Here is a 14,402-nt window from a genome sequence, read left to right on the forward strand (position 1 = left end):
GTCACGAGCTGCGGACGGCGCTGCCGACGGCCGCCGCGAGGTCCCGGAAGCCGGCCGCGCGGACCCGGGCGGAGAGGCCCTTGTGGATCCTGCGGCACCAGAACGGGCCCTCGTAGATGAAGGCGCTGTAGCCCTGGACCAGGTCGGCGCCGTGGATGATCCGCTGCCAGGCGTCCTCGGCGGTCTCCACGCCGCCCACCGAGACCAGCGTCAGCCGGCCCTCGGTGCGGGCACGCAGCCGCCGCAGCACCTCCAGGGCGCGGGCCTTGAGCGGGGCGCCGGACAGGCCGCCCATGCCGATCTCCGCGACCCGCTGGGCGTCGGCCCGCAGGCCCTCGCGGCCGATCGTGGTGTTGGTGGCGATGATGCCGTCCAGGCCCAGCTCCAGGGCGAGGTCGGCGACCTCGTCAATGTCCTCGTCGGCCAGGTCGGGGGCGATCTTGACCAGCAGCGGCACGTGGTGCGCGGTGGTGCGGTCGGCGGCCTCGCGGACGGCGGCCAGCAGCGGGCGCAGGTGGTCGACGGCCTGCAGGTTGCGCAGCCCGGGGGTGTTCGGCGAGCTGACGTTGACCACCAGGTAGTCGGCGTACTTGGCCAGCCGCTCGGTGGACTTGACGTAGTCGGCGACGGCGTCGGCCTCCTCGACCACCTTGGTCTTGCCGATGTTGACGCCGATCACCGGGGTGGAGCTGGTGTGCGGGCGGGCGGCCAGCCGGGCGGCGACCCGGGCCGAACCCTGGTTGTTGAAGCCCATCCGGTTGATCAGCGCGCGGTCCTCGACCAGGCGGAACAGCCGGGGCGTCGGGTTGCCGAGCTGGGGCTCGCCGGTGATGGTGCCGATCTCGACGTAGTCGAAGCCGAGCATCGCCAGACCGTCGATGCCGACGCCGTCCTTGTCGAAGCCGGCCGCGAGCCCGAACGGGCCGGGCAGGTCGAGGCCGAGGGCCCTGGTGTGCAGCGCCCGGTCACGCGGGGCGAGGACCAGCCGCACCAGGGTGCGCAGCCCGGGCACCGAGGAGGCGAGCCGGATCCAGAAGAAGGCGAGGTGGTGCGCCTTCTCCGGGTCCATCTTCTTGAAGACGAGGTCGAACAGGAGCTTGTACAAGATGGTTCAACTCCGAGGGCAGGTAGCGGAATTCAGGGCGCGGGCGCAGCCCGTCGCAGGCAGGGTGGTGGCGGGCGACGGGCATGGAAGTGGGGGGCACCAAACTGGCTCCGGTGCCCCCCACTGCGGTGGTGCTACTTGCTACGGCCGGCGTTGATCAGCTCGGCGTGCTCCTGGAGCGACATCACCCCGACCTCGTCGCGCAGCTGCGCGTCCATGCCCTGGACGGCTGCGCCCATCGCCTGGACGGTGGTCAGGCACGGGACCCCGCGCGAGACGGCCGCGGTGCGGATCTCGTAGCCGTCGAGGCGACCGCCGGTGCCGTACGGCGTGTTGATGATGAGGTCGACCTCACCGTCGTGGATCAGCTGGACGATGGTCTTCTCGCCGTTCGGGCCCTCGCCCTCGCTGTGCTTGCGCACCAGCGTGGACGGGATGCCGCCGCGCTGGAGCACCTCGGCGGTGCCGGCGGTGGCGAGCACCTCGAAGCCGAGGCCGACCAGCGCCCGGGCCGGGAAGACCAGGTTGCGCTTGTCGCGGTTGGCGACCGAGACGAAGACCTTGCCCTTGGTCGGCAGCGCGCCGTACGCGCCGGACTGGGCCTTGGCGTAGGCGGTGCCGAAGACCTTGTCGATGCCCATGACCTCACCGGTCGAGCGCATCTCCGGGCCGAGCACGGTGTCCACCCCGCGGCCGTGGATGTCGCGGAAGCGGCTCCACGGCATCACGGCCTCCTTGACCGAGATCGGGCAGTCGGCGGGCAGCGTGCCGCCGTCACCCTCGGCCGGGAGCAGGCCCTCGGCGCGCAGCTCGGCGATGGTGGCGCCGAGCGAGATCCGGGCGGCGGCCTTGGCCAGCGGCACCGCGGTCGCCTTGGAGGTGAACGGGACGGTGCGGGAGGCGCGCGGGTTGGCCTCCAGCACGTAGAGGATGTCCCCGGCCAGCGCGAACTGGATGTTGATCAGGCCGCGGACGCCGACACCGCGCGCGATGGCCTCGGTGGAGGTACGCAGACGCTTGATGTCGTAGCCGCCGAGGGTGATCGGGGGCAGCGCGCAAGCGGAGTCGCCGGAGTGGATGCCGGCCTCCTCGATGTGCTCCATGACGCCGCCGAGGTAGAGCTCGGTGCCGTCGTAGAGCGCGTCGACGTCGATCTCCACCGCGTCGTCCAGGAACCGGTCGATCAGCACCGGGTGCTCGGAGATCAGACCGGCGTGCCGCTCCAGGTAGGAGGCGAGCGAGGCCTCGTCGTAGACGATCTCCATGCCGCGGCCGCCGAGCACGTAGGACGGGCGGGCCAGGACGGGGTAGCCGATCTCGTCCGCGATCGCCTTGGCCTCCGCGAAGGAGAAGGCGGTGCCGTGCTTGGGGGCGGGCAGCCCGGCGTCGCGCAGCACGCGGCCGAAGGCGCCGCGCTCCTCGGCGAGGTCGATCGCCTCGGGCTGGGTGCCGACGATCGGCACGCCGTTGTCCTTGAGCGCCTGGGCCAGGCCGAGCGGGGTCTGGCCGCCGAGCTGGACGATCACACCGGCCAGCGGGCCGGCCTGCTGCTCGGCGTGGACGATCTCCAGCACGTCCTCCAGGGTGAGCGGCTCGAAGTAGAGCCGGTCGGAGGTGTCGTAGTCGGTGGAGACGGTCTCCGGGTTGCAGTTGACCATCACGGTCTCGTACCCGGCGTCGGCCAGCGCGAAGGAGGCGTGGACGCAGGAGTAGTCGAACTCGATGCCCTGGCCGATGCGGTTCGGGCCGGAGCCGAGGATGATCACGGCTGGCTTGGTGCGCGGGGCGACCTCGTTCTCCTCGTCGTAGGACGAGTAGAAGTACGGGGTCTTGGCGGCGAACTCGGCGGCGCAGGTGTCGACGGTCTTGAACACCGGGCGGATGCCGAGCGCGTGGCGCACCTCGCGGACCACGTCGGAGCGCAGGCCGCGGATCTCGCCGATCTGCTGGTCGGAGAAGCCGTGCCGCTTGGCGTGGCGCAGCAGCTCGGGGGTGAGCTCGGCCGCCTCGGCCAGCTCGCCGGCGATCTCGTCGAGCAGGAAGAGCTGGTCGACGAACCACGGGTCGATCTTGGTGGACTCGAACACCTCCTCCGAGGTGGCGCCGGCCCGGATGGCGTCCATCGCGGTGTTGATCCGGCCGTCGGTCGGCACGGCGGCCTTGACCAGCAGCTCCGCCTTGTCGCCGACCGGGGTGATCCAGCTGAACTGGGAGCCCTTCTTCTCCAGCGAGCGCAGCGCCTTCTGCAGCGCCTCGGGGAAGTTGCGGCCGAGGGCCATGCCCTCGCCGACGGACTTCATGGTGGTGGTCAGCGTCGCGTCGGCGCTCGGGAACTTCTCGAACGCGAACCGCGGCACCTTGACCACGACGTAGTCGAGGGTCGGCTCGAAGGAGGCCGGGGTCTCCTCGGTGATGTCGTTGGGGATCTCGTCCAGGGTGTAGCCGACGGCCAGCTTGGCGGCGATCTTGGCGATCGGGAAGCCGGTGGCCTTGGAGGCGAGCGCCGAGGAGCGGGAGACGCGCGGGTTCATCTCGATGACGATGACCCGGCCGTCGACGGGGTTGACGGCGAACTGGATGTTGCAGCCGCCGGTGTCGACGCCGACCTCGCGGATGACGGCGATGCCGACGTCGCGCAGGATCTGGTACTCGCGGTCGGTGAGGGTCATCGCCGGGGCGACGGTGATCGAGTCACCGGTGTGCACGCCCATCGGGTCGAAGTTCTCGATGGAGCAGACGACCACGACGTTGTCGTTCCGGTCGCGCATCAGCTCCAGCTCGTACTCCTTCCAGCCGAGGATGGACTCCTCCAGGAGCACCTCGGTGGTCGGCGAGAGGGCCAGGCCCTGGCCGGCGATCCGGCGCAGGTCCTCCTCGTTGTGGGCGAAGCCGGAGCCGGCGCCGCCCATGGTGAAGGAGGGGCGCACCACGACCGGGTAGCCGCCGAGCGTGTCGACGCCGACCAGCACCTCGTCCATGGTGTGGCAGATGACCGAGCGGGCGGACTCGCCGTGGCCGATCTTGGCGTTGACGGCCTCGACGACGCCCTTGAACAGGTCGCGGTCCTCGCCCTTGTTGATCGCCTCGACGTCGGCGCCGATCAGCTCGACGCCGTACTTCTCCAGCGTGCCCGCCTTGTGCAGCGAGATCGCGGTGTTCAGCGCGGTCTGGCCGCCCAGGGTCGGCAGCAGCGCGTCGGGGCGCTCCTTGGCGATGATCTTCTCGACGAACTCCGGGGTGATCGGCTCGACGTAGGTGGCGTCGGCGATCTCCGGGTCGGTCATGATCGTGGCCGGGTTGGAGTTGACCAGCACGACCCGCAGGCCCTCGGCCTTGAGAACGCGGCAGGCCTGCGTGCCCGAGTAGTCGAACTCGGCGGCCTGGCCGATGACGATCGGGCCGGAGCCGATCACCAGGACGGACTTGATGTCAGTGCGCTTAGGCACGCTGGCCCTCCATGAGCTTCACGAAGCGGTCGAACAGGTAGGCGGCGTCGTGCGGGCCGGCGGCCGCTTCGGGGTGGTACTGCACGCTGAAGGCGGGCACGTCGAGCGCCTGCAGGCCCTCGACCACGTCGTCGTTGAGGCAGACGTGGGAGACCTCGACCCGCCCGTAGGGGGTGTCGCTCACCTTGTCCAGCGGCGCGTTCACGGCGAAGCCGTGGTTGTGGGCGGTCACCTCGACCTTGCCGGTGGTGCGGTCCTGCACCGGCTGGTTGATGCCGCGGTGGCCGTACTTGAGCTTGTAGGTGCCGAAGCCCAGGGCGCGGCCGAGGATCTGGTTGCCGAAGCAGATCCCGAAGAACGGGGTCTTGCGTTCCAGCACGCCCTGCGCCACGGCGACCTGGTGGTCGGCGGTGGCCGGGTCGCCCGGGCCGTTGGAGAAGAAGACGCCGTCCGGGTTGACGGCGTAGACGTCCTCCAGGGTGGAGTTGGCCGGCAGCACGTGCACCTCGATGCCGCGCTCGGCCATCCGCTGCGGGGTCATCGCCTTGATGCCGAGGTCCAGCGCGGCGACGGTGAACCGCTTCTCACCGATCGCGGGCACGACGTACGGCTCGGTGGTGGCCACCTCGGCGCACAGGTCGGCGCCCTTCATCTCGGGCGACTGCTGCACCCGGGCGAGCAGGGCTGCCTGGTCGGCCACCGCCTCGCCGGAGAAGATGCCGCAGCGCATCGCGCCGCGCTCGCGCAGGTGGCGGGTCAGCGCGCGGGTGTCGATGCCGCTGATGCCGACGATGCCCTGGCGGACCAGTTCGTCGTCCAGCGAGCGGCGGGAGCGCCAGTTGGACGCCACCCGGGCGGGGTCGCGCACGATGTAGCCGGCGACCCAGATCTGCTGGGACTCGTCGTCCTCGTCGTTCCAGCCGGTGTTGCCGATCTGCGGGGCGGTCATCGCGACCACCTGGCGGTGGTACGACGGGTCGGTCAGGGTCTCCTGGTAGCCGGACATGCCGGTGTTGAAGACCGCCTCGCCGAAGGTCTCGCCGACGGCGCCGTAGGCCTGGCCGCGGAAGGTCCGGCCGTCCTCCAGGACGAGCACGGCGGGGATGCGCTCCCGCCGTTGGCGCTGCGTGGTGGGGGCAGGTGCGGTCATTGCGCGGCCTCTTCCGTCTTCTTCGTCTTCGTACGTGTTGCGAGCTGGGTGATCGCCTCGACCCAGGCGGTGTGCTCATCGGGGTGGTCGGCCCGGAAGCCGGAGTCCAGCTCGGTGCCCTCGTGCGTCCAGGTGACGACGAGCAGCCCGGAGGGGACGACCTTGCCGGCGATCGCGGAGTCCGTCCGGGCACCCGACAGGAGCTCGGCCGGGATCCAGAAGTCCACGTCGCCGGGGCGCTGCACCAGCAGGCCGTCCTCGCCGAGGGTGAGGTCGGCACGGCTGCGGGTGCCCAGGCCGTGCGCGACGACCCGGTCGAGCCAGTTCCCGGCGGTGGTGGTGCCGTGGTACCGGCCGCTGGTCTCCAGGACGGTCCGGCCGGCGCGGGCCGGCACGGCGGGCAGCGGCGGGATGCCGGACTGCAGGGTGCGCCGCCAGTTCCAGCCCTGGCGCATCAGCCAGTAGACCAGGCCGATGATGATCAGCAGGCCGACGGTCCAGCCGATGTACCCGGGCCAGTTGGTGACCTTCGCCTGCTCCTTGGCGAGCAGGATCGTCGCGCCGGTCACGCCGCGCCGCCCTGCTCGGCCAGCTCACCGGCCAGCACGGTGGCGCGACCGCGCAGGAAGGTGGCGTGCACCCGTCCGGGCAGGTCCATGCCCTTGTAGGGGGTGTTGCGGCTGCGGGTGGCGAAGCTGTCCGGGTTCACGGCACCACGGTACGCGGGATCGAACAGCACCAGGTTGGCGGGCTCACCAGCCGAGATCGGCCGGCCGTGCCCGGTGAGACGGCCGATCCGGGCCGGGCGGTGCGACATCCGGTCCGCGACGCCCTCCCAGTTCAGCAGGCCGGTGTCGACCATGGTCTGCTGGACGACCGACAGCGCGGTCTCCAGGCCGACCATGCCCATCGCGGCCACGGCCCACTCGCAGTCCTTGTCCTCGGCCGGGTGCGGCGCGTGGTCGGTGGCGACGGCGTCGATGGTGCCGTCGGCGAGCGCCTTGCGCAGCGCCTGAACGTCCTCGGCGGTGCGCAGCGGCGGGTTCACCTTGTACACCGGGTCGTAGGAGCGGACCAGCTCGTCGGTGAGCAGCAGGTGGTGCGGGGTGACCTCGGCGGTGACGTCCCAGCCCTTGGCCTTGGCCCAGCGGACGATCTCGACCGAGCCGGCCGTGGAGAGGTGGCAGACGTGCAGCCGGGAGCCGACGTGCGCGGCGAGCAGCACGTCGCGGGCGATGATCGACTCCTCGGCGACGGCCGGCCAGCCGCCGAGCCCGAGCTCGCCGGAGACCTGGCCCTCGTTCATCTGGGCGCCCTCGGTCAGCCGCGGCTCCTGGGCGTGCTGGGCGACGACGCCGTCGAAGGCCTTGACGTACTCCAGGGCGCGGCGCATCAGCACCGCGTCGTCCACGCACTTGCCGTCGTCCGAGAAGACCCGGACGGAGGCGGCGGACTCGTGCATCGCGCCGAGCTCGGCGAGCTTCTTGCCCTCCAGGCCGACGGTGACGGCGCCGACCGGCTGGACGTCGCAGTAGCCGGCCTCCTGGCCGAGCCGCCAGACCTGCTCGACCACGCCGGCGCTGTCGGCCACCGGGGTGGTGTTGGCCATCGCGTGCACGGCGGTGAAGCCGCCCATCGCGGCGGCCCGGGTGCCGGTGAGCACGGTCTCGGCGTCCTCGCGGCCGGGCTCGCGCAGGTGGGTGTGCAGGTCGACCAGGCCGGGCAGGGCGATCATGCCGGTGGCGTCGATCTCGATGTCCGCCTCGACCGCCAGACCGGTGCCGATCGCCTTGATGACACCGTCGGCGAGGTGGAGGTCCTGCGGGGCGCCGCCCAGGATCTTGGCGTTGCGGATCAGGTAGCTGACCATGTTGTCGGTTCGCTCGCTGCGCTCGTTCACTGGGCGGTCTCCACGAAGTCGGTGCGGGGGGCGGCGGCGGCGTCGGCGAGGGTGACACCGCCGAGCAGCAGGTAGAGGACGGCCATCCGGACGGAGACGCCGTTGGCGACCTGCTCGACCACGGTGCAGCGCGGCGAGTCGGCGACCTCGGCGGTGATCTCCATGCCGCGGACCATCGGGCCGGGGTGCATCACGATGGCGTGCTCGGGCAGCTGGGCCATCCGGATGCCGTTCATGCCGTAGCGGCGGCTGTACTCGCGCTCGGTCGGGAAGAACGCGGCGTTCATCCGCTCGCGCTGCACCCGCAGCATCATCAGCGCGTCGGTCTTGGGCAGCACGCTGTCGAGGTCGTAGCTGATCTCGCAGGGCCAGTTCCGGATGCCGATCGGCAGCAGGGTCGGTGGGGCGACGAAGGTGACCTGGGCACCGAGGGTGGTCAGCAGGTGCACGTTGGAGCGGGCGACCCGGCTGTGCAGGACGTCGCCGACGATGGTCACCCGGCGCCCGGCGAGGTCCTTGCCCAGCCCGGCGTTGAGGTGGCGGCGCATGGTGAAGGCGTCGAGCAGCGCCTGGGTGGGGTGCTCGTGGGTGCCGTCACCGGCGTTGATCACGCTGCCGTGCAGCCAGTCGGACTGGGCCAGCCGGGCCGGCGCGCCCGAGGCGTGGTGCCGGATGACGACCGCGTCGGCGCCCATCGCCTGCAGGGTCAGCGCGGTGTCCTTGAGGCTCTCGCCCTTGGAGACCGAGGAGCCCTTGGCGGAGAAGTTGATGACATCGGCGGAGAGCCGCTTCTCGGCGACCTCGAAGGAGGTCTTGGTGCGGGTGGAGTCCTCGAAGAAGAGGTTGACGACGGTGCGGCCGCGCAGCGTGGGGAGCTTCTTGACGGCCCGGCCGGAGAGCTGGGCCAGCTCCTCGGCGGTGTCCAGGATCAGCAGCGCGTCGTCGCGGCTGAGATCGGCGGCGGAGACGAGGTGGCGCTTCACGCGGGTTACTCCGGGAGGTGCGGTTCGGTGGGCTGGGAGGCCAGGGCCTGCGAGCTGCGGGCGGTGCAGTCGCGGTCGCCGACCAGGACGGCGTCCACGCCGTCGGTGTCGGACAGGCGCACCTGCACGGCCTCGCGCAGCGAGGTGGGGAGGTTCTTGCCCACGTAGTCGGCCCGGATCGGCAGCTCGCGGTGGCCGCGGTCGACCAGGACGGCGAGCTGGACGGCGCGCGGGCGGCCGATGTCGCTCAGCGCGTCGAGCGCGGCGCGGATGGTGCGGCCGGAGAAGAGCACGTCGTCGACCAGGATCACCAGCTTGCCGTCGATGCCGCCGGGCGGGATCTCGGTGTGCTCCAGGGCGCGGGCGGGCTTCAGCCGCAGGTCGTCCCGGTACATGGTGATGTCCAGGGTGCCCAGCGGGATCTCGCTCCCGGTGATCTGGGCCAGCCGGCCGTGCAGGCGGCGGGCGAGGTGGACGCCCCTGGTGTGGATGCCGAGCAGCACGACGTCCTCCGCGCCCTTGGCGCGCTCGACGATCTCGTGCGCTATCCGGGTGACGACCCGGGCGATGTCCGTGCCGTCCAGCACCTGGTGCGGCGGCCGCGGCGTCGGTTCTCGGTGTGTGGTCATGCCGAAGCGGACCTCCTTCCCCGCCTCACGGGACGGGCCTTAAAGGATGTCTGGGAATTGCCCTCGCCGAACCGGGCGCGGGCTTTGGGTCATCCTATCAGCGCCCCCGGAGGCAAGTGGACGTCCATCATTCCGCTTCATCGAATTAACGCCCCGGATGCGCCGACGATGCGGGCCATTCGCACGACTGCCCCATTCGGCTTGACGCAACACCTTACTCTACGTAACCTCACAGTGAGTTACGAGATGCGCGTCGAACCCACCGGTAACGACGTCGGCAATCGCCCGTGACCCACCACTGAACGCGAAGCAATCTCGTCCGGGGAGATCAATGTCCAGCGACTACGCGAAGCAGCTCGGAGGCAAGCTCCGAGCGATCCGCACTCAGCAGGGTCTCTCCCTGCACGGTGTCGAGGAGAAGTCCCAGGGGCGCTGGAAGGCAGTCGTCGTCGGCTCGTACGAGCGCGGCGACCGTGCGGTCACCGTGCAGCGGCTGGCCGAGCTCGCCGAGTTCTACGGCGTTCCGGTGCAGGAGCTCCTGCCCGGCGGTACGCCGGGCGGCGCGGCCGAGCCGCCGCCGCGCCTGGTCCTCGACCTGGAGAGACTGACCCAGGTCCCGTCCGAGAAGGCCGGCCCGCTGCAGCGCTACGCGGCGACCATCCAGAGCCAGCGCGGCGACTACAACGGCAAGGTCCTCTCGATCCGCCAGGACGATCTGCGCACGCTGGCCGTGATCTACGACCAGTCGCCGTCGATCCTCACCGAGCAGCTGATCTCCTGGGGCGTGCTCAACCCCGACGCGCGCCGCGCGGTGCGCGAGGAGGACGCGAGCTGACGCTCGCCGCACCGGCTCCCATCGGTGAGCAACACCAAGTAGTACCAAGCAGAAACGTCACGGCGCGGTCCCGGGGTTCGGGGGCCGCGCCGCGGTGTCTCCCGGCGACGTCCGGTCAGCAGACCGTGCCCAGGCTGTAGCCCGGCTGCGCCGCGACGCCGTCCAGCCGCACCGGCCGGGCGGCCGGCGCCCAGTCCGGCCCGCCGCTGGACCAGGCCCAGGCCGCGGGAAGGTACTCGCCGCAGGAGGCGGCCGAGCCCTGCGAGCCGTGCAGCACCGCGACGGCCGGCAGCTCCAGCGCCAGCCCGGCGCAGAGCACCGCGCAGACCAGCTCCAGGTCCTCGTCGTTGATCCGCACCACGCCGTCCTCCCACTGCAGCACCCGGGCCGCGGCGGTGAGCTTGCCGTCCGGCGCGTCCACCCGCAGGCGCAGCTCGTAGACCCCGGCGCCCGCGCCGACCAGCATCCGGCGGAACACCTCGCCCCCGCGCTGGTAGGCGGCGCGCACCCAGCGGGCCTGCTCCTCGTCGGCCTCGCCCGCGCCCCCGTACAGACCGCCGTCGAGCAGCAGGTCGACGTGGCAGAGCGTCAGCCCGTTCTCCCGGGCCCGGACCAGGCGCGGCACGAAGTCCCCGGCCAGTTCCTCGCCCCGGTAGGCCAGCAGCTGGGTCTGCAGCGGCGGGTTGACCAGGTAGCGGTCGCGCGCGGCGGGCTCGGTCGGGTCCAGCCGGTGCAGCAGGCAGAACTCCTCGAAGTCCTGCGGGTGGAACATCCGGGCCCGGACGGTCTCGAACCGCTCCAGCGCGTCGGCCAGCAGTTCGGCGGTGTCGGCCAGGTAGCGCTCGAAGTCAGGGGCGTCGCACACGCCCCAGGCACGGGCCCGCTGGAAGTCCGCGGCGTTGGTGAGCACCCCGATGACGAACGCCTGCTCGGCCCCCTCGGCCGGCCGCAGCCGGTGCGGTGCCCGCAGCGCGGGCCGCAGGCCGCCGGCGGTGCAGTCGGAGTTACGGCGGGCGCGGCCCTTGCGGCTGGTCATCGAGGCTCCTGGCGTCGGCGGGCGACCGTCGGCGGTGCGACGGTCAGCGGCGGGGGCTCGCCGCTGACCGTGTTACTCCCCAGTTCCGCGCGCCACACACGTACGGCGTGTCACAGGAATGTAACCACCGGTAATACCGGTCGCCGTCTCCGCGTCACCTCACGCCGAACGCGGCACCCGGGCCAGCTGGCGGGACTGGGCGACCAGGCGGCCTGCCTCGTCCCAGATCTCGGCGTCCTCCTCGAAGTAGCCGCCGGCCAGGTTGCGGGTGGCGTGGGTGACCCGCAGCCAGCCCGGGGCCGGCCTGGCCCGCAGGTGGACGGTCAGTTCGACGGTCGGGGCCCAGCCGGGCAGGCCGAGGTCGAAGGTGACCGGCGGCAGCGCGTCGGCGACCAGCAGGAGCAGCAGCGGGTCGGGCTCGCGGCCGTCGCGGAGCCGGAACCAGCCCTGGATCCGCCCGTTGCCGGAGGGCTGCCCGAGTGCCCAGCCGACGGTGGCCGGGTCGAGCCGCAGGTCGAAGCGCTCCAGCAGGGCGGCCTGCTCGATCAGCTGCCGGGGCGCGTGCTCGACGCCGATGCACCGGTCCGGCGGCGGCAGCTGCGGCGGAACGGCACTGGTGCGCACCTCACCGTCGGCGGCGGCGAGGTCACCGTGGCTGGCCACCACCCGCAGCCGCTCGACGCCGTCCTGACTGAGCGAGGCGGTGCCGGTGGACAGGCCGCGACCGGTGCGCAGCACCTCGGTGCGGACGGTGGCCGGGCCGGGGGTCGAGGCGGACAGGTAGTAACCGCTGATCGACACCGGGTCGGGGTGCTCGCCGTGCTCCAGCGACAGCGCGTGTCCGGCCACGGCGAGCAGCAGCCCCCCGTTGACCCCGCCGCCGATCTGCCAGCCGGCACCGAGCTCGGCGTCGTAGCGGCCGGCCTCGTCGGGGTGTCTGGTCAGGGCGATGCCCTGGTCGAACTCGCTGCGGGTCGCAGTGGTCATGGGGGTGGCCTGCCCTTCAAGTTACTGGCGAGTAGGGCTCCACATTACGCCTGCCGGGTGAAACACGGAACGGCCGTCGGATCCGGGTTCGCGGATCCGACGGCCGTTCGCAGGGCATGACCGTTACCGGCGGATGCTCGGCTTCAGCTCCAGGAAGCGGGCGAGCATGCCGTTCACGAAGGCCGGGGAGTCGTCCGTGGAGAACTCCTTGGCGATCTCGACGGCCTCGTCCAGGACGACCGCGTCCGGGACGCCGTCCTCCCAGATCAGCTCGTACGCGCCGAGCCGCAGGACGTTGCGGTCCACGATCGGCATCCGGTCGAGGGTCCAGCCCACCGCGTACTGCTCGATCAGGTCGTCGATGCGACGGGCGTGCTGGACGTACCCCTCGATCAGCTCCATGGTGTACTCACCGACCTGCGGGGTGCCCTCGTCGGGCTTCGGGTCGCGGGCGCGGGCCACCCAGTCGGCGAGGACCTGCTGCGGGTCGACCCCGCGGTGGTCGGCCTCGAAGAGGATCTGGAAGGCCCGGGTACGGGCCTTGCTACGTGCGGCCGACACGGACTTACTTCACCCGGCCGAGGTAGCTGCCGTCGCGGGTGTCGACCTTGACCTTCTCACCGGTGGTGATGAAGAGCGGGACCTGGATCTCGGCACCGGTCTCCAGGGTGGCCGGCTTGGTGCCACCGGTGGAGCGGTCGCCCTGGACGCCCGGCTCGGTCTGGGCGATGACCAGCTCGACGGAGGTCGGGAGCTCGATGTACAGCACCGCGCCCTCGTTGGTGGCGACCAGGGCCTCGAAGCCCTCCAGCAGGTAGTTGGCGGCGTCGCCGACGACGGCCGGCTCGATCGCGATCTGGTCGTAGGTGTCCATGTCCATGAACACGAAGTTCTCGCCGTCCTTGTACGAGAACTGCATGCCGCGCTTGTCGACGTTGGCGGTCTCGACCTTGGTGCCGGCGTTGAAGGTCTTGTCGACGACCTTGCCCGTCAGGACCTCCTTGAGCTTGGTCCGAACGAAGGCCGGGCCCTTGCCGGGCTTGACGTGCTGGAACTCGACGACGGACCAGAGCTTGCCGCCCTCCAGCTTGAGGACCATGCCGTTCTTGAGATCGTTCGTGGAAGCCACGGGCGCACTTACTCCTGGATATAGCTGTCAAGGAACCAAGGGTTCGCGTCCTGCCACGGACGGCCGTCGGGGGCCGCCGTCACAGGGCGAGGAGCTCCTTGGTGGTGATGGTGAGCAGCTCGGGCCCGCCCTCTTCGAGGGGGCGCACGACGAGCGTGTCCTCGATCCGGACCCCGCCCTTGCCCGGGAGGTGAACCCCTGGGCCGACGGTGACCGGTACGCGGCTGTCCAGTTTACCCATGTCCGACGGACCGAGGCGCGGCGCCTCCCGGATCTCCAGCCCGATGCCGTGGCCCACCGGGTGCGGCGAGGCCTCGCTGTGGCCCGCCGCCTCCAGGACCTGCCGCGCGGCCCGGTCGGGTACGCACTGCTCCACGCCCGGTCCGAGCGCCTCCCGGCCGGCCCGCTGGGCACGGAAGACCAGCCGGTGCAGCTCGACCTGCCAGGGCGCGGGGGCGGCGCCGATCACGAAGGTCCGGGCGGTCGAGACGCGGTAGCCGCGGTACTGGGCGCCCATCACCACGGTGAGGAAGTCGCCCTCCTCCACCCGGCGGTCGGTCGGCTGGTGGGCGGGCTGGCCGGAGTGGCTGCCGGTGCCGACCGAGACCGGGAAGGCGGCCCGGTCGGCGCCGTGGTCGATCATCCGGCGCTCCAGCTCCATCGCCAGGTGCCGCTCGGTGCGGCCGACCAGGATCGACTCCAGCAGCTCGCCGAGCGCCTGGTCGGCGATCTCGGCGGCGATCCTCAGGTCGGCGATCTCGCGCTCGTCCTTCACCACCCGCAGCCGCTCCACCACCTGGCCGAGGTCCGCCAGCCGGGCGCCCTCCGCCAGGTTCCCCACCGCCCGGTGCCGGGTGACGGTCAGGTCGTGCTCCTCCACCGCCAGGTCCCGCACCCCCAGCCGCGCGGCCGCGGCCGTGGCGGCCAGCGCGGTGTCCGCCCCGGCCGGTACCGGCATCTGGGTGACGTCGGCGGTGATCAGGTGCTCCCCCGAGTCGTCCGGCGGCAGGTCGTCCGGCACCGCCAGCAACGCCCGCTCCCTGGTCAGCAGCAAGGTCGCCCCGCACGGCGCGCAGCCCGTCAGGTACCGCACGTTCGCCGCCCGGGTGACCAGCGCCGCATCGGCCCCGGCCACACTGCAGTGCTCCCGCACCCGCTCCCGCCGCCCCGTGTACGCATCGGCCATGCGTCGAGCCTACGAA

General features: G+C 71.6%; 13 protein-coding genes. 1 reads left to right on the forward strand and 12 read right to left on the reverse strand.

What is annotated here, in order from left to right:
• Position 1 precedes the first annotated feature (1 nt).
• The 7 genes from ACIRYZ_RS19560 to pyrR form a co-directional block, all read right to left on the reverse strand.
• Complete coding sequence (locus ACIRYZ_RS19560) at positions 2–1,105, reverse strand: quinone-dependent dihydroorotate dehydrogenase (RefSeq protein ID WP_402945783.1); 1,104 nt, start codon at positions 1,103–1,105, stop codon at positions 2–4.
• Between the two features lie 134 nt (positions 1,106–1,239).
• On the reverse strand, positions 1,240–4,551 hold the full coding sequence (carB, locus tag ACIRYZ_RS19565; protein WP_402945785.1) for a carbamoyl-phosphate synthase large subunit: 3,312 nt from the start codon (positions 4,549–4,551) through the stop codon (positions 1,240–1,242).
• Complete coding sequence (gene carA, locus ACIRYZ_RS19570) at positions 4,544–5,701, reverse strand: glutamine-hydrolyzing carbamoyl-phosphate synthase small subunit (protein ID WP_402945787.1); 1,158 nt, start codon at positions 5,699–5,701, stop codon at positions 4,544–4,546. Before carA ends, carB begins: the two co-directional genes overlap by 8 nt.
• Entirely contained in the window at positions 5,698–6,270 is a 573-nt protein-coding gene (locus ACIRYZ_RS19575; RefSeq protein WP_402945789.1) for a hypothetical protein, read from the reverse strand. The genes carA and ACIRYZ_RS19575 overlap by 4 nt, the downstream gene beginning before the upstream one ends.
• Positions 6,267–7,571 carry a dihydroorotase gene (locus ACIRYZ_RS19580; RefSeq protein ID WP_402946064.1) on the reverse strand — a complete coding sequence of 435 codons (1,305 nt, stop codon included), beginning with the start codon at positions 7,569–7,571 and terminating at the stop codon, positions 6,267–6,269. The genes ACIRYZ_RS19575 and ACIRYZ_RS19580 overlap by 4 nt, the downstream gene beginning before the upstream one ends.
• A gap of 26 nt (positions 7,572–7,597) precedes the next feature.
• The gene (locus ACIRYZ_RS19585) at positions 7,598–8,584 is read right to left on the reverse strand and encodes an aspartate carbamoyltransferase catalytic subunit (RefSeq protein WP_402945791.1); all 987 of its coding nucleotides are present in this window, start codon (positions 8,582–8,584) and stop codon (positions 7,598–7,600) included.
• A gap of 5 nt (positions 8,585–8,589) precedes the next feature.
• Complete coding sequence (pyrR, locus tag ACIRYZ_RS19590) at positions 8,590–9,213, reverse strand: bifunctional pyr operon transcriptional regulator/uracil phosphoribosyltransferase PyrR (RefSeq protein ID WP_402945793.1); 624 nt, start codon at positions 9,211–9,213, stop codon at positions 8,590–8,592.
• 331 nt (positions 9,214–9,544) lie between these two features.
• Between pyrR and ACIRYZ_RS19595 the strand changes: the two genes are divergently transcribed.
• Positions 9,545–10,048: a transcriptional regulator gene (locus ACIRYZ_RS19595; RefSeq protein WP_030056198.1), complete on the forward strand. Its 504-nt coding sequence runs from the start codon at positions 9,545–9,547 to the stop codon at positions 10,046–10,048.
• A gap of 115 nt (positions 10,049–10,163) precedes the next feature.
• On the opposite strand, the gene ACIRYZ_RS19600 is transcribed toward ACIRYZ_RS19595, so the two are convergent.
• The 5 genes from ACIRYZ_RS19600 to ACIRYZ_RS19620 all read right to left on the reverse strand — a co-directional run bounded on the left by ACIRYZ_RS19600 (position 10,164) and on the right by ACIRYZ_RS19620 (position 14,386).
• Positions 10,164–11,084 (reverse strand): hypothetical protein, encoded by a 921-nt coding sequence (locus ACIRYZ_RS19600; RefSeq protein ID WP_402945795.1) that lies wholly within the window; start codon positions 11,082–11,084, stop codon positions 10,164–10,166.
• A gap of 159 nt (positions 11,085–11,243) precedes the next feature.
• Positions 11,244–12,071 carry a thioesterase family protein gene (locus tag ACIRYZ_RS19605; RefSeq protein WP_402945797.1) on the reverse strand — a complete coding sequence of 276 codons (828 nt, stop codon included), beginning with the start codon at positions 12,069–12,071 and terminating at the stop codon, positions 11,244–11,246.
• Between the two features lie 123 nt (positions 12,072–12,194).
• Positions 12,195–12,632 carry a transcription antitermination factor NusB gene (nusB, locus tag ACIRYZ_RS19610; RefSeq protein WP_393031387.1) on the reverse strand — a complete coding sequence of 146 codons (438 nt, stop codon included), beginning with the start codon at positions 12,630–12,632 and terminating at the stop codon, positions 12,195–12,197.
• 4 nt (positions 12,633–12,636) lie between these two features.
• Positions 12,637–13,200, reverse strand: coding sequence for an elongation factor P (gene efp / locus ACIRYZ_RS19615; RefSeq protein ID WP_393031390.1), 564 nt, complete (start codon positions 13,198–13,200; stop codon positions 12,637–12,639).
• 79 nt (positions 13,201–13,279) lie between these two features.
• Entirely contained in the window at positions 13,280–14,386 is a 1,107-nt protein-coding gene (locus ACIRYZ_RS19620; RefSeq protein ID WP_393031393.1) for an aminopeptidase P family protein, read from the reverse strand.
• Between the last annotated feature and the right edge of the window lie 16 nt (positions 14,387–14,402).

The sequence above is a fragment of the Kitasatospora sp. NPDC101155 genome, from assembly GCF_044768305.1.
In the GTDB taxonomy this organism is placed as follows: Bacteria; Actinomycetota; Actinomycetes; order Streptomycetales; family Streptomycetaceae; genus Kitasatospora.